Annotated in this window: 19 protein-coding genes; 1 reads left to right on the forward strand and 18 read right to left on the reverse strand. The window is 46.0% G+C overall.

All coding sequences use genetic code 11. The features are described 5' to 3' along the window. Positions 1–22: 22 nt before the first annotated feature. The 4 genes from AC04Q4_RS09685 to lacZ all read right to left on the reverse strand — a co-directional run bounded on the left by AC04Q4_RS09685 (position 23) and on the right by lacZ (position 5375). Positions 23–595, reverse strand: a complete 573-nt coding sequence (locus AC04Q4_RS09685; protein WP_173736796.1) for an FtsB/FtsL family cell division protein — start codon at positions 593–595, stop codon at positions 23–25. Positions 596–617: 22 nt separating this feature from the next. Next, on the reverse strand, positions 618–1556 hold the full coding sequence (gene rsmH, locus AC04Q4_RS09690) for a 16S rRNA (cytosine(1402)-N(4))-methyltransferase RsmH (RefSeq protein ID WP_173736795.1): 939 nt from the start codon (positions 1554–1556) through the stop codon (positions 618–620). Positions 1557–1591: 35 nt separating this feature from the next. Beyond that, positions 1592–2023 carry a division/cell wall cluster transcriptional repressor MraZ gene (gene mraZ / locus AC04Q4_RS09695; protein ID WP_119239329.1) on the reverse strand — a complete coding sequence of 144 codons (432 nt, stop codon included), beginning with the start codon at positions 2021–2023 and terminating at the stop codon, positions 1592–1594. A gap of 304 nt (positions 2024–2327) precedes the next feature. Continuing rightward, positions 2328–5375: a beta-galactosidase, LacZ type gene (gene lacZ / locus AC04Q4_RS09700; protein ID WP_476388879.1), complete on the reverse strand. Its 3048-nt coding sequence runs from the start codon at positions 5373–5375 to the stop codon at positions 2328–2330. A gap of 139 nt (positions 5376–5514) precedes the next feature. On the opposite strand from lacZ, the gene AC04Q4_RS09705 reads away from it, so the two are divergent. Beyond that, the gene (locus tag AC04Q4_RS09705; RefSeq protein WP_173736793.1) at positions 5515–6321 is read left to right on the forward strand and encodes a helix-turn-helix domain-containing protein; all 807 of its coding nucleotides are present in this window, start codon (positions 5515–5517) and stop codon (positions 6319–6321) included. A gap of 118 nt (positions 6322–6439) precedes the next feature. On the opposite strand, the gene lgt is transcribed toward AC04Q4_RS09705, so the two are convergent. The 14 genes from lgt to AC04Q4_RS09775 all read right to left on the reverse strand — a co-directional run bounded on the left by lgt (position 6440) and on the right by AC04Q4_RS09775 (position 22420). Beyond that, the gene (gene lgt / locus AC04Q4_RS09710) at positions 6440–7558 is read right to left on the reverse strand and encodes a prolipoprotein diacylglyceryl transferase (RefSeq protein WP_476388880.1); all 1119 of its coding nucleotides are present in this window, start codon (positions 7556–7558) and stop codon (positions 6440–6442) included. A 15-nt stretch (positions 7559–7573) separates the two neighbouring features. Beyond that, a complete protein-coding gene (gene ychF / locus AC04Q4_RS09715) occupies positions 7574–8671 on the reverse strand; it encodes a redox-regulated ATPase YchF (RefSeq protein ID WP_173736791.1) in 1098 nt (365 codons plus the stop codon). Between the two features lie 246 nt (positions 8672–8917). Then, positions 8918–9592 carry a thiamine diphosphokinase gene (locus AC04Q4_RS09720; RefSeq protein ID WP_173736790.1) on the reverse strand — a complete coding sequence of 225 codons (675 nt, stop codon included), beginning with the start codon at positions 9590–9592 and terminating at the stop codon, positions 8918–8920. Positions 9593–9594: 2 nt separating this feature from the next. Further along, positions 9595–10269 (reverse strand): ribulose-phosphate 3-epimerase, encoded by a 675-nt coding sequence (gene rpe / locus AC04Q4_RS09725; protein ID WP_173736789.1) that lies wholly within the window; start codon positions 10267–10269, stop codon positions 9595–9597. 3 nt (positions 10270–10272) lie between these two features. Beyond that, a complete protein-coding gene (gene rsgA / locus AC04Q4_RS09730) occupies positions 10273–11151 on the reverse strand; it encodes a ribosome small subunit-dependent GTPase A (protein ID WP_173736788.1) in 879 nt (292 codons plus the stop codon). A gap of 1 nt (position 11152) precedes the next feature. Beyond that, positions 11153–13387, reverse strand: coding sequence for a Stk1 family PASTA domain-containing Ser/Thr kinase (gene pknB, locus AC04Q4_RS09735; RefSeq protein WP_173736787.1), 2235 nt, complete (start codon positions 13385–13387; stop codon positions 11153–11155). Continuing rightward, a complete protein-coding gene (locus AC04Q4_RS09740) occupies positions 13381–14127 on the reverse strand; it encodes a Stp1/IreP family PP2C-type Ser/Thr phosphatase (RefSeq protein ID WP_173736786.1) in 747 nt (248 codons plus the stop codon). The genes pknB and AC04Q4_RS09740 overlap by 7 nt, the downstream gene beginning before the upstream one ends. Position 14128: 1 nt before the next feature. After that, complete coding sequence (gene rlmN, locus AC04Q4_RS09745; protein WP_173756547.1) at positions 14129–15169, reverse strand: dual-specificity RNA methyltransferase RlmN; 1041 nt, start codon at positions 15167–15169, stop codon at positions 14129–14131. A gap of 6 nt (positions 15170–15175) precedes the next feature. After that, the gene (rsmB, locus tag AC04Q4_RS09750; RefSeq protein ID WP_173736925.1) at positions 15176–16528 is read right to left on the reverse strand and encodes a 16S rRNA (cytosine(967)-C(5))-methyltransferase RsmB; all 1353 of its coding nucleotides are present in this window, start codon (positions 16526–16528) and stop codon (positions 15176–15178) included. Then, entirely contained in the window at positions 16524–17231 is a 708-nt protein-coding gene (locus tag AC04Q4_RS09755) for a zinc metallopeptidase (RefSeq protein ID WP_173736784.1), read from the reverse strand. The genes rsmB and AC04Q4_RS09755 overlap by 5 nt, the downstream gene beginning before the upstream one ends. Positions 17232–17237: 6 nt before the next feature. Further along, entirely contained in the window at positions 17238–18182 is a 945-nt protein-coding gene (fmt, locus tag AC04Q4_RS09760; RefSeq protein WP_173736783.1) for a methionyl-tRNA formyltransferase, read from the reverse strand. A 12-nt stretch (positions 18183–18194) separates the two neighbouring features. Beyond that, positions 18195–18674, reverse strand: coding sequence for a peptide deformylase (gene def, locus AC04Q4_RS09765; RefSeq protein ID WP_173736782.1), 480 nt, complete (start codon positions 18672–18674; stop codon positions 18195–18197). 55 nt (positions 18675–18729) lie between these two features. Next, on the reverse strand, positions 18730–20949 hold the full coding sequence (gene priA / locus AC04Q4_RS09770; protein WP_476388881.1) for a replication restart helicase PriA: 2220 nt from the start codon (positions 20947–20949) through the stop codon (positions 18730–18732). Positions 20950–20953: 4 nt separating this feature from the next. Further along, positions 20954–22420, reverse strand: coding sequence for a UDP-N-acetylmuramoyl-L-alanyl-D-glutamate--2,6-diaminopimelate ligase (locus AC04Q4_RS09775; RefSeq protein ID WP_476388882.1), 1467 nt, complete (start codon positions 22418–22420; stop codon positions 20954–20956). Positions 22421–22538 lie beyond the last annotated feature (118 nt).

The following is a 22538-nucleotide window of genomic DNA, read 5'->3' on the forward strand; positions in this document are numbered from 1 at the left end:
TCGATCACCTCTGTAATATCTGTCACTTATGTGTGTCTACATCCTGATACTGTCTCACATAACTGTTTCCTTCTGTTGTATAGGTCTGTATCTGATCTTCTGAAGGATATTTCATTCCCAGTTCACCGATTGCTTTCTTCTTGATCTCACTGATATCTACATTCGATGTTACCTGACTGTAATATGCGTCATTATCTTCCTTGAGCTGTGCAAGTTCTGATTCCAGATTGGCAACATTCTTCATACTTGCCGTAATCTCTGATTTTACCTGCAGAAAATTGATGCAGGTAAAAAGCACTGCAATGGAAACTGCTGTGAGAAACATAACGAAGCCCTTGTTCATGGCCATCGCTTTCTCTCTGTTTCGCTGTGCCTGCCTGCTCACCACCTGTTTCGCAGGTGTGGCAGGAACTGCTGATTTCTTCTGTTCTCTCTCCTGCGCCAGCCTTCGTCTTTCCTTAATATCGGGCAGATCAGTTCTTCGAGGAGCTTCCTGCAGCCGTTTTACCGCATTTCCCTGAATGTACACATCTCTCGAGTGTCTTACGGTATTCGGATTTCTTCTGGCGGTTGTTCCTCTTCCTGTCTTAGCCATTTGCCTACCTTCCATCCTTTATTTAAAACATTTTTCTTTCAAAGATGCGGAGTTTCGCACTTTTGGACCTTGGATTCTCCTCCATTTCCTCTTTACCTGGCAAAATCGGTTTCCTTGTGATCACCTTGCCTTTGGATTCCTTACCGCATACGCAGACCGGAAAATCCGGCGGGCATGTACAGGGATTCTCATTTTTGCGGAAAATGGTCTTCACGATCCTGTCCTCCAGAGAATGGAAAGTAATGATACAAATCCTTCCTCCATCGTTCAGAAGATCGATCATTCCGTCAAGAGAATCTCTTAGCACATCAAGCTCTCTGTTCAGCTCAATGCGGATCGCCTGGAAAGTTCTCTTGGCCGGATGTCCTCCTGTAGCCTGTATTTTCATAGGGATCGCTCCCCTTATAATCTCTGTCAGTTCCCCGGTTGTCCGAATCGGTGCCTGCTCTCTGGCAGCCACAATATGTTTCGCTATATTCCTGGCGAATTTATCCTCGCCGTAATCGCGGATAATACGGTAAAGTTCCTTCTCATCATAGCCATTGACAATATCTCCGGCTGTACGGCTCTGCCTTCTGTCCATTCTCATGTCCAGAGGTGAATCGTATCTGTAGGAAAAGCCTCTCTCTTCATTATCCAGCTGATAAGATGACACTCCTAAATCTAACAGGATCCCGTCCACTTTATCAATGCCACGGGATCTCAGCTCATCTGCCATGTAACAATAATTGCTGCGAATGATTGTCACCTGGTTAAAGGCTGACAGCCGTTCACTCGCAGCAATTATCGCATCCTGGTCTTGATCTATGCCAATAAATCTCCCCTTGGCAGAAAGTTTCTTACACACCTCTGTGGCGTGCCCCGCTCCTCCTAAAGTGCCATCCACATAGATTCCATCGGGTTTCACCCTTAAACCCTCGATGGTTTCATTGAGTAATACAGATTTATGTTTAAATTCCATATCCATCTCCTGTGGGATTTCTACCTGCGCGTTGCTCAAATGACGATTCCAATGTTCTGCATGCTCTCGGCAATGCTGTCCATATCATCATAATTGCAGTTCTCGCTCCACTTCTCCTTGCTCCAGACCTCAATCCGGTTCAGATTACCCGTAAGCACCACATCCTTATCCAGACCAGCGAATTCGCGCAGCGTCTGCGGTACGAGAATTCTCCCCTGCTTGTCCAGCTGGCATGTTGTTGCTCCGGCTACAAAGAAACGTGAAAAGGTTCTTGCGTCTTTATTTGTAAGTGGTAATGCTCTGAGTTTCTCTTCAAAGGCAACCCATTCATCCATCGGATAAATAGAAAGGCAACCATCGAGCCCTCTTGTCAGTACGAACTCTTCCCCTAAGAGTTCCCTGAACCTGGAGGGAATGATCAGACGCCCCTTCGCGTCGATCGTGTGATTATACTCGCCCATGAACATGAAACCCACCTACTCTCTTGAAACACGATTCTCCCCTTCGTGTTTCCAGGGTACAAATGGTGTGTTCTGCCACTCATCTCCATTTGCTACCACTATTCACCACTTTCTACCACTTATGTAATCATTCTAAACTATTTACCCTGAAAAAACAAGTGCATATCCAAGTTTTTTTTAATTTCATGAAATATCCACAGGGGGTTTTTTAAGCATATCAGATTTATGGGCATTATTATGAAACAAAAAAAGCTTCCGGGCTGTTCCCGAAAGCTTTTTTAAGCTGTATGTTCTGTTATTTTATGACATTTTAAAGGCCTTTGAACACGAAGGAAAATTCCATTTTTCCATCTGCATTCAGAAGGTATTCCGGATGGGTATGCGCACCCCAGCTGTCATCTCCGCCTACACCCATCTGGCCTTTTGCAGTGCGCACTACTGTGTAGTGTACCTCCGGCAGTTCATATGGATGCATGGCATTTTCCATCTCATGCGGTGTGTACGGCAGCGCAGAGAACATCATCGGGCCATTGTTTTTGTCCATCTCAAAGAGCATTCCTCTGCCCTTTCTGTCAGTGATGCTTGCCCAGCGGACTCCCTCTTTGTTGCCGCATTCCTGAGGTACAAGATAACGCGCCATATTGTCTGATACAGAGTTTTCATAAATGCCAAGTTTTGCACCATGCTTTCTGTCTGAATAAGTTTCTGCCGGTCCAAGACCGTACCATTTCACATGATCATAATCTGCATTGAATTTAAAGAGAACACCAAACTCCGGCATGTCTCCCAGCTCTTTCACAGGATCATATGTCAGAGTTGTTTTCACTCTTCCATCGCCAAACACTTCGTATGCCAGACGGCACTCGCTGACCGGTGTGGTAGGCATCAGATATTTAAAAGCGACCTCTACACTGTTTTCATGAACTGTTGTCTCCGGTGCATTGGACGGTGCATATCTCTCTTTGCTCCTAAAATCTTTGTGTGTTGCATACATACTTGCGATCTTCCACTGTGCATAGCGCATTGGCATCAGGTTTCCGCAGTCGTTATCTGTAGGTGCTCTCCAGAAATTCGGCTTCGGGATCGCCTCGATCATCTCTCTTCCTGCATATTTATACGAAACCAGCCCTCCGTTAAGTACTGAGAACATCACCTGGAAATTCTCTCCTCGGACACCGATGTTGTGAAGGCTTTTTACAAGCTCAACGCCGCATTCAGAAAGTTTTCCGGTTTCTTCGATCTGGTACACATACTGGCCGAAGGCAACCTCATGTCCTGCTTCAGCCCAGAGTGTTTTTTTCTTCAGAAGGAAAGATACCGTTACTGTATACTCTCCCGGTCGGGTCTGTTTTCCAAATGGAAGTACGTAGTTATTTTCGCTTAACGGATCTACGGATGTTTCCAATATCTCTGTACGAAGGACATGTCCGTTCTTTGCAAGTGTTACCTCACAGTCAAAAGTATCAGTATTTACAAAAAGGTTCTTGTTGATGACTTTAACGGAATTCTCACTTACCTGTGCAGTGATATTCTGGTAATTGAATTTTACTTCCTGCATCTTCGGGGAAGCATCTCTGTTTCCGCCGTAGGCAATACCGTTTCCGCTGAAATTATAGTCTGTCGGACGCTCGCCAAAATCGCCGCCGTAAGCCTGGAACTCTTTTCCGTAGCGGTCTTTTTTATAGATGGACTGGTCAATGTAATCCCAGATAAAACCGCCCTGGTATTTCGGCTCTGTGTCTGTGAGATCTGTATATTTATGCATTGCACCACAGGAATTTCCCATTGCGTGAGTGTATTCGCAGCAGATAAACGGCTTGCTGTCATCCTCTGCAAGGAATTTCTTAATTGCATCTACAGACGGATACATCTGGCTTTCCATATCACTGGTATCATTATATCTTCGGTCATGGATAACACCTTCGTAGTGCACAAGTCTGGTGGGATCGTTCTTGCGGTAGAACTCTGACATCTCGAAGATATCTTTTCCGCCGAAAGATTCATTTCCGCAGGACCAGATCAGGATCGCCGGGTGGTTTTTATCCCTCTGATACATGGAATTTACACGGTCCAGCATCATGCCAAGCCACTCCGGTTTGTCGTAAGGTACCACATCCGTGTAATCCTTTGTAAACTCTGCAATATCCCAGGAACCGTGTGACTCCAGATTGTTCTCCGCGATCATGTAAAGTCCGTACTCATCGCAGAGACGGTAGATCGGTGAAGCATCCGGATAATGACAGGTACGGATGGCATTGATATTGTTCTGCTTCATGGTGATGATGTCCTTGAGCAGTTCCTCCTCAGATACATGTCTTCCTGTAATGGAGCTGAACTCATGACGATTTACGCCCTTAAATACAATACGTTTGCCATTGAGTGTCATAATTCCGTCCTTCATCTCAAAACGGCGGAATCCAACTCTCTCAGGGATGATCTCCTGAAGTGTTCCTTCTCTGTCATAGACTTCCATTTCCAGATCATAGAGCTGTGGGTCTTCTGCACTCCAGAGAACCGGGTCCGGGATCTCCCAAGTATATGTATTCTTTCCGCTGAGATCTTTTTCCTCTGAAAAAAGGATCTCACCTTTTCCGGAAAGTGTAACCTTGATTTTTCCTTCTCCCCAGGTATCTGTAGTAAGCTCCAGGGTAGCACTCTTTAATGTTTCGTCCGGAACCGCACGGATCTGCAGATCATATACATGTACTTCCGGCACTGTATAAAGATATACATCTCTGTAAATTCCGGAGAAGCGGTAAAAATCCTGATCCTCACACCAGCTGCTTGCTGTCCATTTGAATACCTGGACAGCCAGTTTGTTCTCTCCGTCCTTCAGATATTCTGTCAGTTCGAATTCTGATGGGGTAAAAGAGTCCTCGCTGTATCCCACAAAGCTTCCGTTGAGCCATAAAGCAAGTCCGCTCTCTGCTCCCTGGAAGGAAATGAAAACTCTTTTTCCTTTCATGTTCTCCGGCACGTAAAAATATTTCACATAGCTGGCTACCGGATTGAAACGCTCCGGAATCTGACCCGGGTGAAGTTCCTCATGGCCTTCCCACGGATACTGGACATTTGCATACTGCGGAACATCGTATCCTTCCATCTGGATATGTGCAGGCACATAAATATCTTCCCAGTCTTTGCAGGAATAAGCCTCTGTCTCAAAGCCCCGGATCGTTCCGGCATAGTTCGGTGCATACTGGAATTTCCAGAGTCCGTTCATATCATAGCGGTAAGAAGTCTCACCATCTTCTCTCTCTTCCTCAGAACGGTAGTAAGTATGGTCAGAATGTGCCGCCATTCTTCCATCACAGAAATACTGAGGATCTTTTACCAGTGAATAATCGAATTTTTTCATTGCTTCCTCCTGTTTGAATCTTTAATTAGTTTCTTTCGCTCTTTTTTTCCTGTTGATATAGTTATTATAGTATAATCCGACGGATTATGGTATAATATGTTTCACCAAAATATATAACATTCAGAAACAGGTGAATACAATGTCAATTTATTTCAGAAATACCCCCGTCAGTGCTCCGTTTATCTTTGAATCTCTCGGCAACCACTGGAAGCAGGATACTGTACTCCGTCCGGGCGGATACCCTTACTATCATTATCTCCAGACAGAAAAAGGCTGCGGACGCATAGAAGTACAGGGAGAAAATTATTCTCTTGGTGCTAACGAAGGAATTCTTATAGCCCCCAATGTTCCCCATTCCTATCACAGGGATTCCACTACATGGATCACCATGTTTGCCACATTTACAGGCACTCTGGCAGGAAGCATTCCTTCCATGACGGAGAATCACGATGTTATTTTTATTGAGAAAGAACAGGGAGAGCATATTCAGAAGCTGATCTCCAATGCTCTCCGTAAATACCACCAGCCCAGCCCGGATCTGAAATCTCTTTCCTCGGACTGCTACAGCCTTCTGCTGAATTTCTCGGACTGTGCAGCTTCCCCGAAGATCCAGGAGAATCCTCTTTATCAGAGATACGTAGTTCCTGTAATAAAAGAAATTGAAACGAACTACCAGCTGGAACTCACAGCTGCTGAGCTGAGTCAGAGCGTATTTGTTTCTCCGCAGTATCTTTCCAGGATTTTCCGTCGTTTTTTGGGATGTTCTGTATATGAATACGTTACCATGTACCGAATCAGCAGAGCCAGAGAGCTTCTTTTATCCAATCCGCACATGAAAATCCAGGATATTGCCGGAGCTGTGGGCTTCTCCGATGCCAGCCACTTTATTGCCATGTTCCGTAAGATCACAGGAATAACGCCTCTGGATTTCAGGAAGATGTATTAGCAGCTTATGCGATTGACAAAAAAATCCGGCAGGAAATCTCTATTGAGTTAAATAACTCATGAATTTCCTGCCGGATTTTAATTTATCTCAGCTTTCGTAATACAGCTCAAGAATACGGTCAACTCTCTGACTGATCTCCAGATTCTTCAGCAGGTCGCTCCTGCTCATGATCTGACTGTCCATCTTGCTGCGTTCCTTCTGCAGCTGCTGAAGCAGTGCTGCTCTTCGGGATTCTCTCGTTTCCCGCGGTATCTTGTTCTGGTTCATTCTTCTCTCCCTGTACAGTCTCTGTTTTTACAGGTTCTGCTGTGTTTTCTCTCTTCTCTGCTGCTTCCCGTTCCGCCTGATAGTCTTTCTCCATTCTGCGCATCCTGGCTGCAGCACGTTTCCTTGTCATAATACATCTTACTGTAACGATCACTGTACATACAACGAAGAGTATGCCTGAAATGACCAGTGAAACATCAATTTCTGTTCCCGGAAAAAATATTTTGTCTGTGCGGAACCACTGAACCACAAATCTTCCCAGTCCATAGCCGGCCAGATATCTCAGAAAAATCTCTCCCTGAAATACTTTTTTTCTAAGGTGCATCATAAGAATCAGAAGCAGCAACAGGCACCAGAGGCTCTCATAAAGGAACATCGGCTGAACCAGAACGCAGGCTGAACCACCCACAGTTTCCAGATTCTCACGCATCTTCGTTGTCACCTCACCAGCTCTTACCGCAGTCAGCGGAAGCTGCATGGAAAGGACATTATCAGCGTATTCTCCGAAAGATTCCCTGTTAAAGAAACATCCCCACTTTCCTATTATCTGTCCGATGAGAACTCCCATACATGCAATATCTGCCATCTGCCAGAAAGATTTCCGGCGGATGTGGCAATACAGTACTCCACCGATCACGCCGCCCAAAAGTGCCCCGTAGAACATCATTCCTCCGGAACGGACATTCAGGATCTGACCCGGATCATTCTTATAAAGGCTCCATGAGAAAGCCACGTAAAAAAGCCGCGCTCCGATCACACCGGTAATCAGCGTTACAATCGCCAGATCCAGGCATGCGTCTGCATCTTCATGGTTCCTTCGGGCTTCTAGCACTGCAAAAAAGATACCCAGGAGCATTCCTGCCGCGATCAAAATCCCGTAAATCGTTATCTCAAATCCAAAAATTTCAAAAGATCTCGGCACATAGTCCAAAACCAGATTCAGTCCTGGAAACCGAATTGACATATCCATAAAATCACCTGTTTATTATACGTTGAAACGGAACAAGATCACATCTCCATCCTGAACAACATAGTCTTTTCCTTCCATGCGGACAAGACCTTTCTCCCTGGCTCCTGCGTAAGAACCGCAATCCAGAAGATCCTGATAATTCACGACCTCAGCTTTAATAAATCCACGCTCAAAGTCTGTATGGATCTTACCGGCTGCCTGCGGTGCCTTTGTTCCGATCTTGATGGTCCATGCTCTTGTCTCGTCCTCACCTGCTGTCAGGAAACTCATAAGTCCAAGAAGATGATAGCTTGCGCGTACAAGTTTCTCAAGGCCGGACTCTGTAAGTCCAAGATCCTCAAGGAACATCTTTCTCTCATCTTCATCAAGCTCAGAGATCTCTTCCTCGATCTGAGCACAGATTACAAATACCTCACTGTTCTGTCCGGCTGCATATTCGCGTACAGCCTGAACATGACTGTTGTTCCCGCCGTCATCTGCAATATCATCCTCTGCAACATTTGCAGCATAGATCACAGGTTTTGCAGTAAGAAGGTTGTATGTTGCAAGCCATGCATCCTCATCCTCGTTCTCTGTCTCAAGAGTGATGGCAAGATTGCCCTCCTCAAGGTGTGCTTTTACTCTCTCAAGGAATGTAAGCTCTTTGGCTGCTTCCTTATCCATCCGTGCTGTCTTTGTAACCTTGGCAATTCTTCTCTCCAGAATCTCAAGATCTGAGAAAACAAGCTCCAGGTTGATCGTTTCAATATCGCGAATCGGATCAATATTTCCGTCTACATGGACAACATTGGAATCTTCGAAGCATCTTACAACATGAACGATAGCATCTACCTCACGGATGTTTGCAAGGAACTGGTTTCCAAGTCCTTCACCCTTGGATGCGCCTTTTACAAGTCCTGCGATATCAACGAACTCGATAACTGCAGGTGTCACTTTCTTGGATTTATAGAAATCGCCAAGAAGGTTCAGTCTCTCATCCGGCACTGTTACAACACCTACGTTTGGGTCGATGGTACAGAACGGATAGTTTGCTGATTCTGCTCCGGCCTTTGTCAGTGAATTAAATAATGTACTTTTTCCTACGTTAGGAAGTCCTACAATTCCTAATTTCATTTCTCTGTATTTCTCCTTTAAATATATAGATTTTACGGTAATTTCAGATACCTCCTGATATCAGACGGGTCATTTGCAGAGCCATTATGCTTCTTTGAGGGTATCTGCTACTTTCAGTATTTTTGCCTTTCTCATCTTACCATACACAGGTAGAATACGCAACCCACCGTACTTTCAGATTTATTTCTGCCGGCTTCGCCAGCCAAAGCAGCTCACAGAACACTGCCGGTGATCCGTAACCGTACACTAATCTCTTGACATGATCATAAGCAGCTGACCGCTGTCATACGTGATTTCTGCCGTCTCTTCTGCGATTTCATTGCTGACTGTAAGGCCGCTGTCCGCAACTGTAAGACGATATTTATTCAACGGATATTTAAATCCCTTCAAGGTCAGTCCGTCCACATCACCGCCAACAGTAAAAAACGAAACATATTTTCCAAACTGGGAATCCCGTTTCAGCACAGTTCCGCTTTCAGCCAGAGTTATGTAATTCCACTGATCCGCAATGGAAATATGCACACCTTTATCTTTTCCCATGGAAAGCAATCCCAGATTGGCCAGAACATGATCCAGTCTTGTCCCGGTCGCACCGAAGATCAGTATATCCCTGGCCCCTTTTTCTATGATGTGATTGACTGCTGACTGAGTATCGGAATCATCTTTCTCCGGGCAAAGCCTGATGATCTCAAGATCTGAAAGGCTTCTCATATAGGCTTCCCCTTCTTCGGAAAGACTGTCAAAATCTCCCACTGCAAGATCTGGTGTGATCTCCGGATTTCTCATAAACCACTCCAGGCCTTTGTCTGCCGCTACCAGCTTCAGGCTCTCTCTTTTACCCTCTTCAATTCTTTTTTTCAAAAAACCGAGGGCAAAACCATCCTGGATATTGCCCCCGCTCATTACTATCGTATCAATCATTTTCAGTCCAGCTTTTCTTTGATATTGTGAATCCTGTCTGTGATATGTCTTACATTGGCTGCCACATCTCCCTTAAATACCCAGGAGCCTGCAACCATAAAGTTGGCGCCGGCACGCATAACCGTTTCAAGTGTATCATCATTGATACCACCGTCCACCTGGATATCAACGTCCAGATCTTCCTCGTCAATAAGCTCACGAAGCTCCTGGATCTTTTCAGTGCACTCGTCCATGTATTTCTGTCCGCCGAATCCCGGCTGAACAGTCATCACAAGCACCATATCCACATCCTCGAGAAGATGGCTGATGTCATTTACCGGTGTGGAGGGCTTAATGGAAACTGCCGCTTTTACTCCTGCTGCCCTGATCTGCTCCAGTGTACGTTCCAGATCCTCACAGGCCTCTGCATGAACTGTAATGGAATCTGCTCCACACTCTACAAAATCACGTATATATCTCTCCGGTTCTGTTACCATCAAATGTACGTCGAAAAACATGTTGGATTCTTTTCGGATTGATTTGATCACCGGCATTCCAAAGGATATGCTCGGAACAAAATCTCCATCCATAACATCAATATGCAGATATTCCACGCCTTCTTTTTCCAGAATTTTAATCTGTTCTCCCAGTCGGTTAAAATCTGCTGATAAAATCGACGGGCACAATCGGTATTCCATGACTCAGTATCTCCTTTTCTCTTTTAATTCCTGGTGCAGCTCCAGATAATCTTCATACCGGAGTCTGCTGATCTTATTGTTCTCAAGGGCTTCCTTCACGGCACAGCCCGGTTCGTGTATATGACGACAGCCCTGGAAACGGCACTGGTCTTCATATCTCCGGAACTCCGGGAAATAATCCTTCAGTTCCTGTTCCTCCATGTTCTCAATATACAGGGAGGAAAATCCCGGTGTATCCACAAGAAATGTGTCCTGTGCCACCGGTATGATCTGTGCATGGCGGGTGGTGTGCTTACCCCTCTTCAGCTTACGGCTGATCTCGCCGGTCTCCATCTCCACTTCTTCCTGAAGGGAATTGGTAAGAGAAGATTTACCAACGCCGGAAGGCCCTGCTACTACCGTAGTTTTGCCTTTCAGCACCTCTTCGATCTCGCCGAGACCTTCGCCTTTCAGCGCACTTGACATGATCACCTGATAACCGCAGCTCTGGTATGTCTCACAGAGAAATTCCAGGTCTTCCGCTGTTGCCAGATCTTTTTTATTAAAACAGATGACGGCCGGAACATCCTCCCTCTCCATCATAATGAGAAAGCGGTCAAGGAGCATGAAATTGGGCTTCGGGTTATCCATGGCAAAGATCACCAGTGCCTGATCCACATTAGCTACTGCCGGACGGATCAGGGAATTCTTACGTTTATGGATCTCTGTCACGCTGCCTTCCAGCTCTTTTTCATCCAGAACTGTAATGTCCACGTTGTCACCGACCAGGGGCTTGAACTTATCCTTGCGGAAAATACCCTTGGCTCTGCATTCATATGTATTGCCGTCTTCTGCATATACATAGTAGAATCCGGCAATACCTTTTATAATTTTACCCTGCATATCACTCAGCTTTCTTGAAAGTGACTGTGTAGGTTCCAAGCTGCTGATAATCTCCGTTTACCTGCTCATAGAGATAAATGGTACCGCTTGTCACACCCTCAGCACCGGAAATATCCAGCTGGTACGGGAAGCTTACATTCTGACCGTTAATGATAGTAGACGCTTTCGGCTCTCCATTTACATCCTGGATCAGTTCCAGACGGATTGCTCCTCCGTTATATCCAGACGGAGTATCCAGAGTCTGTGTACATTTCCAGCCGGTATTAGCATTATCTGCAGTGCTTGTTGTGCTGTCTGCGGATACTGTACTGTCTGTAGCAGCAGTACTATCTGATGCTGTACTCTCTGAAGATGCTGTACTGTCTGCTGCGGATGCACTGTCTGCAGATGCTGTACTGTCTGCTGCCGGTGCCTTATCTCCGGAGCTGATCGTAATATAGACCGGCTGATCCGGATCTGCTGCTGTATAAGCTTCCGGATCCTGTGCAATAACAGTACCTGCTGCTTCTGTACTCTGCTGCTCTGTGATCTGAATATCAATAAATTTACCTAAAGTGGTAAGTGCATCATCCTTGGTCATTCCAACAACACTTGGAACTTCCGCATTATCACCATAATCAACACCTCTGCTGACTGTCAGTGTTACAGAAGAACCGCCCTGTACAGAAGTACCTGCTGCCGGCTCAACATTATATACATATCCAGGATCTACAAGTGCATATCCATTATCATCTGTATCGCTGTATTCTTTCTGAACAGTTACCTGAAGACCAAGATCTTCCAGTGTCTGCTGCGCATCAATACCTGTGCGTCCGTCCAGATCCGGAATTGTAACCTGTGCTGTTCCTGTACTTACCCAGTATTTCACAGTTGTATTCTCTGCAACCTGTGTTCCTGCAGCTGTCTCCTGACGTGAGATCTTGCCTTTCTCCTGATCGGACGCTTCCTCCCCGGCCATCTGTACGCCAAGATGTGCGTCATTTGCAAGAGTCTTAGCCTCTTCCTCAGTCTTTCCTACAAGATTCGGAACTATTGCCATTGTTGTGCCGGAAGTATCTTCTGTCTGTTCTTTCTGCGTATCATTTGTCTTACCGCCAGTTCCGAAAAGACCAGCTGCACGTCCAAGTACGACCACCAGAACGATCAGAAGCACTGCTCCTCCGATGAGAGCTGCAATCGTCAGTGCTCTTCCGGAACCGTGTTTCTTTTTCTTTTCGGATTTATGACTGGATTTCGGCTGATAATCATCCTCTGCATCATCGTAATCGTTATCATCGTATTGCTCTTTCTCAAGAGCTTCGATCTCCTGCTTGAGACTCTGCTTCGGTGTGTTCTTGATCTCACCAAGCTCTTCCTCTGAGATCACAACTGTCTTGGCATCATTGTCCACAGTAGCAAGCTTTACAAAATCTCCCTGCGGATCGATCAGTGAATGTTTCAGATCTGCGATCACATCTTCCATCCGGCTGTATCTGCGGTCAACACTCTTCTGTGTACATTTCAGGATGATCTGCTCCAGGCTGTACGGAAGATCCGGTGTGTAAACACTTGGCGGAACCATTTCTTCCTGCAGATGCTTGATGGCAATAGCAACTGTTGTATCCCCGTCAAAAGGAACTCTTCCTGTAACCATCTCATACAAAGTGATTCCAAGAGAATAGATGTCACTCTTCTCATCGCTGTATCCGCCTCTTACCTGCTCAGGTGAACTGTAATGAACAGATCCCATAACATTGGAGCTGATCGTATTGGAGGAAGCAGCTCTTGCGATTCCGAAATCCGTGACCTTTACCTTACCATCTGTTGAAATGATAATGTTCTGAGGCTTCACATCTCTGTGAACGATCCCGTGGCTGTGTGCTGCTTCCAGTCCCATTGACACCTGAATGGCAATACTTGTTGCTTCTTTAATAGAAAGCTTGCCTTTCTTGGAGATATACTCCTTCAGGGTGATTCCCTCGATCAGTTCCATTACAATGTAATAAACACCACCATCATCACCTACATCAAAAACATTGACAATATTCGGATGTGTCAGCCCGGCTGCTGCCTGAGCCTCACTTCTGAATTTCCTGATAAATGTGGTATCTTCCCGAAACTCCGGTTTCAGGACTTTCACTGCCACAAAGCGGTTGAGCTTATGATCCATAGCCTTATAGACATCTGCCATTCCGCCAGTTCCGATTTTTCCTACAATCTCATAGCGTTCGGCTATGATCATTCCCGTCTTCAACATGTTTTCACCTCATTCGTGAATGGTTCTACCAGTACGATTGCAATATTATCCTTACCACCATTCTGATTTGCTTCCCGAAGGAGCGCATTGCCCTTCTGATCAATATCTGCTTCCGGATCGGATATGATCTCCTGAATTTTGGAATCTTCCACCATATTGCTCAGACCATCCGAACACATCAGGATCGTACAGTCTTTCTCAAGCTTCAGATCAAAGAAATCAACATCCACCGTTTTCTCTGCGCCAAGTGCCCTTGTAATAATATTCTTATCCGGATGATTACGTGCTTCCTCCTCACTGATCTCACCCATTCTGACCATCTCCTGAACCAGAGAATGATCTTTGGTAATCTGTCGGATTTCATCACTGATCACATACAAGCGGCTGTCGCCAACATTGGCAATATAGGCATACTGATCTACAATAGTCGCTACCACCATAGTGGTTCCCATGCCCCGGAGATTTGCATCTTCCTGCGCACGGTTTCTGATCTCCGTATTGGCAGCTTCAATGGCATGACGAATGACCTTCACCGGATTGTAATCCGCGTCTTCACGGATTTCATCCACAAGGATCCGTACTGCATGTGAGGATGCATAGTCACCGGCGTTATGGCCTCCCATTCCGTCTGCGACTGTGAAAAGGTTAGGCAGATTTCCTACCGGACCTTCGGACACAAATACGTAGTCCTGATTCATCTTCCGCTTCTGCCCTACATCAGTAGCTGAGTATATCCTCATGTCACTTCTCGCTTTCTGTTTTTTCCATGTAACTTTTTCTTAGCTGTCCACAGGCACCGTCAATGTCGCTGCCCATTTCCCTTCTAATAGTAACATTAATTCCGTATTTTTCAAGTTTTATTTTAAAATTCTCAACAGCCTGTCGAGTAGAACGGACATAGGACCGCTCCTTAATAGGATTTACAGGAATCAGATTTACATGGCAGTTGATCCCCCGGATGCGTCCTGCAAGCTGTTTTGCATCTGCCTCGCCGTCATTTACCCCGGCCACAAGACTGTACTCAAATGTAATACGTCGTCCTGTCTTGTCAAAGTAATTCCGGCAGGCATCTAAGACCTCATCCATGGAATATTTATTCGCTATAGGCATCAGTTCCCGGCGTTTCTCATCATTTGGTGCATGAAGAGAAAGTGCCAGTGTGATCTGAAGTTTCTCCTCTGCAAGATCATACATCTTAGGTACGATGCCACAGGTAGAAACCGTTATATTACGCTGGCTGATGCCAAGCCCGTTCTCATCTGTCAGGATCTTTATGAAACGGATCAGATTATCATAATTATCCATCGGCTCACCGGTTCCCATCACAACTACATTGGCAACGCGCTCACCGGTATCTGCCTGTATCCTGTAAATCTGATCCAACATCTCAGACGGTTTCAGGCATCTGGTAAGCCCTCCGATAGTGGAGGCACAGAACCGGCAGCCCATACGGCAGCCAACCTGTGAGGAAATGCACACCGAATTTCCATGATGATATCTCATAAGAACACTCTCGATCACATTTCCATCTTCCAGCTGAAACAGATACTTTCTTGTTTCGTCAATTTTCGATATCCTTACATCAGCCTGGGTCAGAGCTGTGATTGGATAAACCGAAAGCTTTTCCCGAAGGCTTTTGGAAAGATTCGTCATTTCATCCCAGGAGGTAACAAGCTGCTGGTGCAGCCATGCGTAGATCTGTTTTGCCCGGAAAGGCTTCTCACCGATCTCAGTCATCAGATTTTTCAGTTCCTCCAGTGTCATGGATTTTATATCTGTCATTTTGTGTTATTTCCTTCTGAATCTGGCAATGAAGAATCCATCCGTCTTATGTATTCCCGGAAGGAGCTGCAGATAACCAAGTTTGGTTGACTTGCAGTGAAGCTCCTCCGGAAGATACGGATCCAGGCTTTCCAGCCTGTACGGGTAATTCTTCAGAAACCATAATACGTTTTCTTCGTTCTCTTCTCTTGCAATGGTACATGTGCTGAAAATCAGTGTTCCATCCGGCTTCACATACTTCGCAGCCTTGTCCAGAATCTTTCTCTGAAGCATAACAATCTCTTCCTGTTTCTGCGGAGTTGCCCTGTATTTGATCTCAGGCTTCTTTCCGATTACGCCGTATCCCGAGCATGGGACATCTGCGATCACAATATCTGCCTTCTCTTCAGAATCCGGATCATAAATGGTAGCATCCTGCACTTTTGCTTCCACATTGATCACACCTGTTCTCTGGATATTTTCCTCAATAAGATCAGCCTTGTACTGGCTTACATCCCTGGCATCCACATTACCATAATCGCCCATCTTATCTGCCACATGGATACTCTTTCCGCCAGGTGCTGCGCACATATCGATAATGTAGTCACCTTTTTTCGGACTGGCAGCCTCTGCCACCATCATGGAACTTACATCCTGCACCAGTATCTGTCCCTGGAGAAAAACATCCAGCGTCAGAATATGATTGTAATCTGAAATCTTCAGTGCATATGGCAGATATGGAGCCTGCTCCACAGTAACTCCCTGTGATCTGAGACTTGTAACAATGGCTTTTTTTGATGCCCTGTGCGTACGGCACCGCACTGTAAGCGGTCTCTCCGTAAGAAAATCTTCCAGGATCTTTTCCGTGGTCTTCACTCCATAGGCATCAATCCATTTATTCACCAGATATTCCGGCATGGAATATTTCACAGAAAGATACCGTACCTCATTCTCTTCTCTGGAAGGAAGCTCCAGATTCTTTAACTCCCTGGCAATAGTGCGGAGAACACCATTTACAAAAGGCTTCAGGTTGTAGAAGCCTTTCCGCTGGGCAAGCTTCACAGCCTCATTGCACACTGCACTGTCCGGAACACTGTCCATAAATTTCAGCTGATAAACACCGCTTCGGAGGATCTCCCTGATCTGCGGTTTCATTTTATTTACGGAAACCTTGGAAAAAGAATCGATCACATAATCAATATAAATCCGATATTCCAGAGTTCCCTCACACACTCTCGTAATAAAGCTTCTCTCCTGTTTCGGAAGAAACTGGTATTTGGAAAGAGCATTGCGGATCGCGATGTGGCTGTGCTCTCCTTCCTCCTCGATTTGTAACAGGATCTCAAGGATCAGTTCTCTTGTATTCACTCCGCTGCTAATCACGGTCTCTACCTCCTGCAAGGATAATCAGTCTCAGAAGCTGAAGAATGGATGATGCAAGAGCTGCCACATATGTAAGTGCAGCTGCTGTCAGCACCTTTCTTGCTCCTTTTTTCTCGTCAGTGCCTAAAATACCGGTAGTCTCCAGCATTGTAAGTGCTCTGGAGGAGGCATTGATCTCAACCGGAAGAGTTACCAGCTGGAAAAGTACTGCAAGTGAAAACAATGCAATTCCAAGCGTAACCAGCGGATGAATGGAAAAGATCAGTCCGGCGATAAACAGCGGCCAGGAAAGCTGTGAGCCGATATTCGCAGCCGGCACGATCGCAGAACGGATATTCAAAGGTGCATAATTGGTTGCATCCTGGATCGCATGTCCGCACTCATGTGCTGCCACGCCAACTGCTGCCAGAGAGTTTCTTCCATAAATATCCTCAGAAAGCGAAACTGTTTTCGTCCGTGGATCATAATGGTCTGTCAGGCTTCCTCTTATCGGAACAACCTGTACATCTGTGATCCCTGCTGCCCGGAGAATCCGCTGTGCTGCCTCCGCACCGGTAATCCCGGAATGATTCCTCACTTTCTTATATACTGCAAAAGTACTCTTAAGTTTTGCAGATGCGGCAAGGGAAAGAATCATTCCGATTACAAGCAGGAGCACTGTAGGGTCCATCCCATATCCATAATAACCATATCCGTACATTATTCATCACTCCCTGGAATCTGAAAACATGTCTCCTGGTTTCAACTGACATCCGCGCAGAAAAGCATCTGCTTCCATACGTTTCTTGCCTTCCAGCTGTACTTCGTGAAGTACCAGTACATCCTGTCCGCAGGCTACGTGGATACCATCTTTATCTGTGCTCACAACGGTACCCGGTATCTCTTTAACCTCTGCCTGCTCAACGGAACTCCTCCATACTTTAAGAGTTTTTCCATTGATAAAGGTAAATGCACTTGGCCATGGATTTAAACCACGCACAAGACGTTCCAGTTCCCGGGCACTTTTTGAAAAATCCAGAAGTCCCATTTTCTTTGAGATCATAGCTGCATATGGTGTCGGACTCTCCTCCGGCTGTTTCTCATATACAGCTGTTCCGTCAAAAATAGTCGGCAGCGTCTGAATCAGAAGCTCTGCTCCTGCCTCTGCCAGCTTGTCAAAAAGACTTCCACCTGTCTCATCTTTCGCAAGCGGCACCACGATCCTGGAGATCATATCTCCGGTATCCAGGCCGGTTCCCATCTGCATGAGGGTAACGCCGGATTCTTTTTCCCCGTCAATAACTGCCTGCTGGATCGGTGCTGCTCCGCGGTATTTCGGAAGTAAGGATGCGTGGATATTGATACATCCGAATTTCGGCATCTCCAGAATACTCTTCGGTATGATCTGTCCAAAAGCTGCTACAATAATGATATCCGGTGCAATTTTTGCAAGTTTTTCCACAAATTCCGGATCACGCACCTTCACAGGCTGCAGGACCGGAATGTCATGTTTCAGTGCTTCTTCTTTTACAGGGGTAAACATCATGGTTTTGCCTCTGCCCTTAGGCTTATCCGGCTGTGTGATCACAGCCTCAACCTCATATCCGTTCTTTACCAGTGCAGCAAGAGGTGCAACTGCAAAGTCCGGAGTTCCCATATAAACAATTTTCATATTATCCCGCCTTTAGTCTTCTTCGTCGTAGTCGTAAGTTACCTTGTGAAGTTCTCCCTCTACAAGTTCTGTGTACATTTTTCCATCGAGATGGTCGATCTCATGGCAGAATGCTCTGGCAAGAAGCTCCTCGCCTTCGTAGATCACTTCTTCCATGTTTACGTCAAGTGCTTTTACTTTCACATAGTTCGGACGCGTTACCTGTCCTGCCATTCCCGGAACACTTAAGCATCCCTCATCACCTGTCTGCTCACCACTTGTCTCCAGGATCTCCGGATTAATAAGAACGATCGGGCCTTCTCCCACATCGATCACAACGATACGTTTCAGGATTCCTACCTGCGGTGCTGCCAGACCTACACCCATTGCATCATACATGGTATCCAGCATGTCTGTGATCAGCTCACTGATCTTTGGTGTCATTTCCTCTACAGGACGGGATTTTTTGGTCAGTACAGGATCTCCCTCTACTCTGATTGTTCTAAGTGCCATTTTTTCTTCTCCTTTTCATTTCAGATGATAAGCTTCTGCCGGCTGTCCTGCCTTATCAGCTCATATCAAATTGTATGTATATTTTCCGGAAACCGGAATTTATCTCTATATACTGCTCAAGCTTCTCTCTTACTGCCGTGAGAAAAGCCATGTCCACGTTTTTCAGATGGAGCACCTGGCGGTATACATCCTTCACTTTTCCCACAGATGCTGCTGCAGGACCGATCATGTGAAGTTCCTCTTTCGGACTTACCCTGCAGATAAAAGCTTCTATATAATACATGGCTTTTTTCAGAAGTTCTTCATCCTGGCAGGCGCCAAAAATCGTCATCATATGTGCTGCGGGCGGATAATCCATAAGCAACCGGTAGCCCATTTCTTCTTTATAAAATTCAGCGTAATCCTGGGTAGCTGCTGCCCTGATACTGTAGTGTTCAGGCTGATAAGTCTGTATCACCGCATGCCCTGGCTTCACTCCGCGGCCTGCACGCCCTACGGCCTGGGTAAGAAGCTGAAATGTCCGCTCTCCGCAGTGATAATCATCCATATTCAGGGAAAGATCCGCTGCGATCACACCAACCAGCGTCACATCCGGAAAATCATGACCCTTGACGATCATCTGGGTTCCCACCAGAATATCTGCTTCATGCCTGGAAAAAGCTGCCAGGATCTTCTCATAGCTGTCCTTTGTCCTTGTGGTATCAAAATCCATCCGAAGGACTCTTGCCTCCGGAAAATCCTTCTCAAGAACCTTCTCGATCTGCTGAGTTCCTGCCTTAAATCCTCCGATGTGAGGGGATCCGCAGGAAGGACAGACCTGTGGCTTCACCGTCTCATAGCCGCAGTAATGGCAGATCAGGCGGCGGCCATTATGCTCACTTAAAGACACATCACAATGCGGACATTTCATCACATGGCCGCAGGCACGGCAGGAAACAAATCCCGCATACCCTCTTCTGTTGAGAAAAAGTATGGCCTGCTCTTTCTTCTGGAGAGTTTCACTTAAAGAAGCTTTCAGTTCCGTACTCAGAACAGAACGGTTTCCTTTCTTTAATTCTTCCCTCAAATCCACGATTGATACCTGCGGAAGAGGTCTTTCTTCATAACGGGCATTCAATTTCACCAGAAGATACTCCCCGCTTTCTGCACGGCTGTAAGCAGAAAGTGATGGTGTAGCTGATCCCATCACCACATTCGCATGCTCCATCCGGGCCCTCTGGATGGCGGTTTCCCTTGCATGGTACCGCGGTGTATTCTCACTTTTGTAGGTAGACTCATGTTCCTCATCAATAACGATCAGTCCCAGATTGGAAAATGGTGTAAAAAGTGCAGATCTTGGCCCTACCATCACCTGCACTTCACCACGTTTCGCTCTTTTAAACTGATCGTAACGCTCTCCCTGGGAAAGTCTGGAATTTAAGACTGACACCTTATCTCCGAACATGGCATAAAATCGCCGCACAGTCTGATAGGTGAGGGCAATCTCCGGGATCAGGACAATAGCCTGTTTTCCCTCCTGTATCACCTGCTGGATCAGCCGCATGTACACCTGAGTCTTGCCACTTCCCGTAACTCCGAAAAGAAGTACCGGCCTCGGTTCCTGTTCCTTCCATTCCCTGAATATCTGCTTAACTGCCACATTCTGTTCCGCATTCAGACATAATTCACAGTCTTCTTTTACAAGATCAGCCTGATTCGGAATCCTGTACATTTCCTGATTCTCTAAGCGGATCATACCTTTTTTTTCAAAAAAATCAAGAACCGATGCACCTGCGCCAAGTTCCTTCGAGGCATAAGTATATTCCAGTCTTCCGGCTTCCAGTATCGCCCGGAGGAAACGTTCTCTTGCCCTGAACCGGCTGCCGGAGAGTTCTTCCAGTAGCTCTTCCGCAGCCTGTCTTTCTCCGCAGAAAAAAATCAGCCGCTTTTCTTTTGCACGTATCTTGTCCTTTACAGGAAGAACGGTTTTAAGAGCCTGGATCATGGTTGAACCATAAGTCTCCTTCATCCAGGCAGCCAGGGCGATGAGACGTGATTCTGTTGTCTCATCATCTGTAGACACGCTCTGGATCATCTTAATCCTGGAAGTATCATATTTGGCTTTTTCTGTGACTCCGATCACATAACCTTTCCGAAGCGTGTTGCCCTTCCCAAACGGAACGGTGACAACAACGCCCGGCTTTATCTCCTGTTCCAGTTCATCCGGGATCCGGTACTGAAAATCCCGGTCAACTTTCTCATGAGAAATATCAATGATCACATCTGCATAGGTCATGCGTTTACGCTTTCCTGTCTTCTTCCAGAATTTCCTGAATCAGCACACGCTCATCCATCGGATATTTTTTGCCCTTGATCTCCTGATAATCTTCGTGTCCTTTTCCTGCGAGGACAATGATATCTCCCGGCTCACCATGATGGATAGCATAGGCGATCGCCTCTTTACGATCCGGGATCTCCACAAATTTACCATCTGTCTTGGCCATTCCCACTTTAATATCGTCGATAATAGCCTGCGGTTTTTCATCTCTCGGGTTATCAGAAGTAATGATGGTAAGGTCTGCCATTTTTCCGGAAACCTCGCCCATTTCATAACGACGGAGTTTGGAACGGTTTCCTCCGCAGCCGAACAGGCATACCAGTCTGTGAGGATTATATTCTTTCAATGTGCCAAGAAGGCTCTCAAGTGCCATTGCATTGTGGGCATAATCGATCATCAGAGTAAACTCATCAGATACCTTGATCATCTCGATACGCCCTTTGACCCTGGCTACCTTGAGAGCTTTGACGATGTTCTCCTCAGATACCCTGAAATGACGGCAGATTGCAATAGCTGTCAGGGAATTGTAGATACTGAACTTACCTGGAATGTCGATCTCTACTGGGAAGTCGAGAAGGCCTTTTACATGGTAGGAAATTCCCAGATATCCCTTTCTTCCTACAAGTTTCGCATCCTCAGCGCAAAGATCTGCTTTTTCGGAAAAGCCGTATGTTTCAAGTTCGCAGGTATGTCCTTCGATGATCTTCTCAAAATGCTCATCATCTCTGTTCACGATGCCCACCTTACATTGTTTGAGAAGCATGGATTTACAGTGAAGATAATCATCAAAATCCTTATGCTCATTCGGTCCGATATGGTCTGGCTCGATATTGGTAAAAATACCGAAATCAAAGATAAATCCCTGTGTTCTGTGAAGCATCAGTCCCTGTGAAGATACCTCCATAACAACAGCATCGCAGCCTGCTTCTACCATATCATGAAAATATTTCTGCACCATGTAGGATTCCGGTGTTGTGTTAGCTGCCGGAATATGTTTCTCACCGATGATCGCCTCGATAGTTCCGATCAGGCCAACCTTATATCCTGCATTCTCAAGAATGGATTTCACCATGTATGTTGTGGTTGTTTTTCCCTTGGTTCCGGTGATTCCGATGGTTTTCAGCTTTCGGGCCGGATGTCCGAACCATGCAGCGGAAATAAATGCCATTGCATAACGTGTGTCCTCTACCTGGATCACAGTCACATCAGCAGGAGCTTCTACCGGTTCCTCCACGATAAGGGTTTTGGCTCCTTTGGCAATTACATCCGGTACGAATTTATGGCCGTCCACCACAGCACCTCTGATGCAGATAAAAAGGCTTCCTTCTTCCACCTTGCGGGAATCATATACAACAGAGGTTACCTCCTGCTCTGTATTCCCCTGAAGGCATTTGTATTCAAGATGTTCCAATAAGGATAAAAGTTTCATTTCTTCTCCTCCATTTCCCCCTTTTTCTGCCTGTTTCTGTGACAGCGGAAAGCGGGAAGACATGCTGGTTTTTGATTTATATACATACCATATAGAATAGCACACCTCCCCCCTGTTT

It is taken from the genome of Blautia sp. HA8986 (assembly GCF_056504635.1).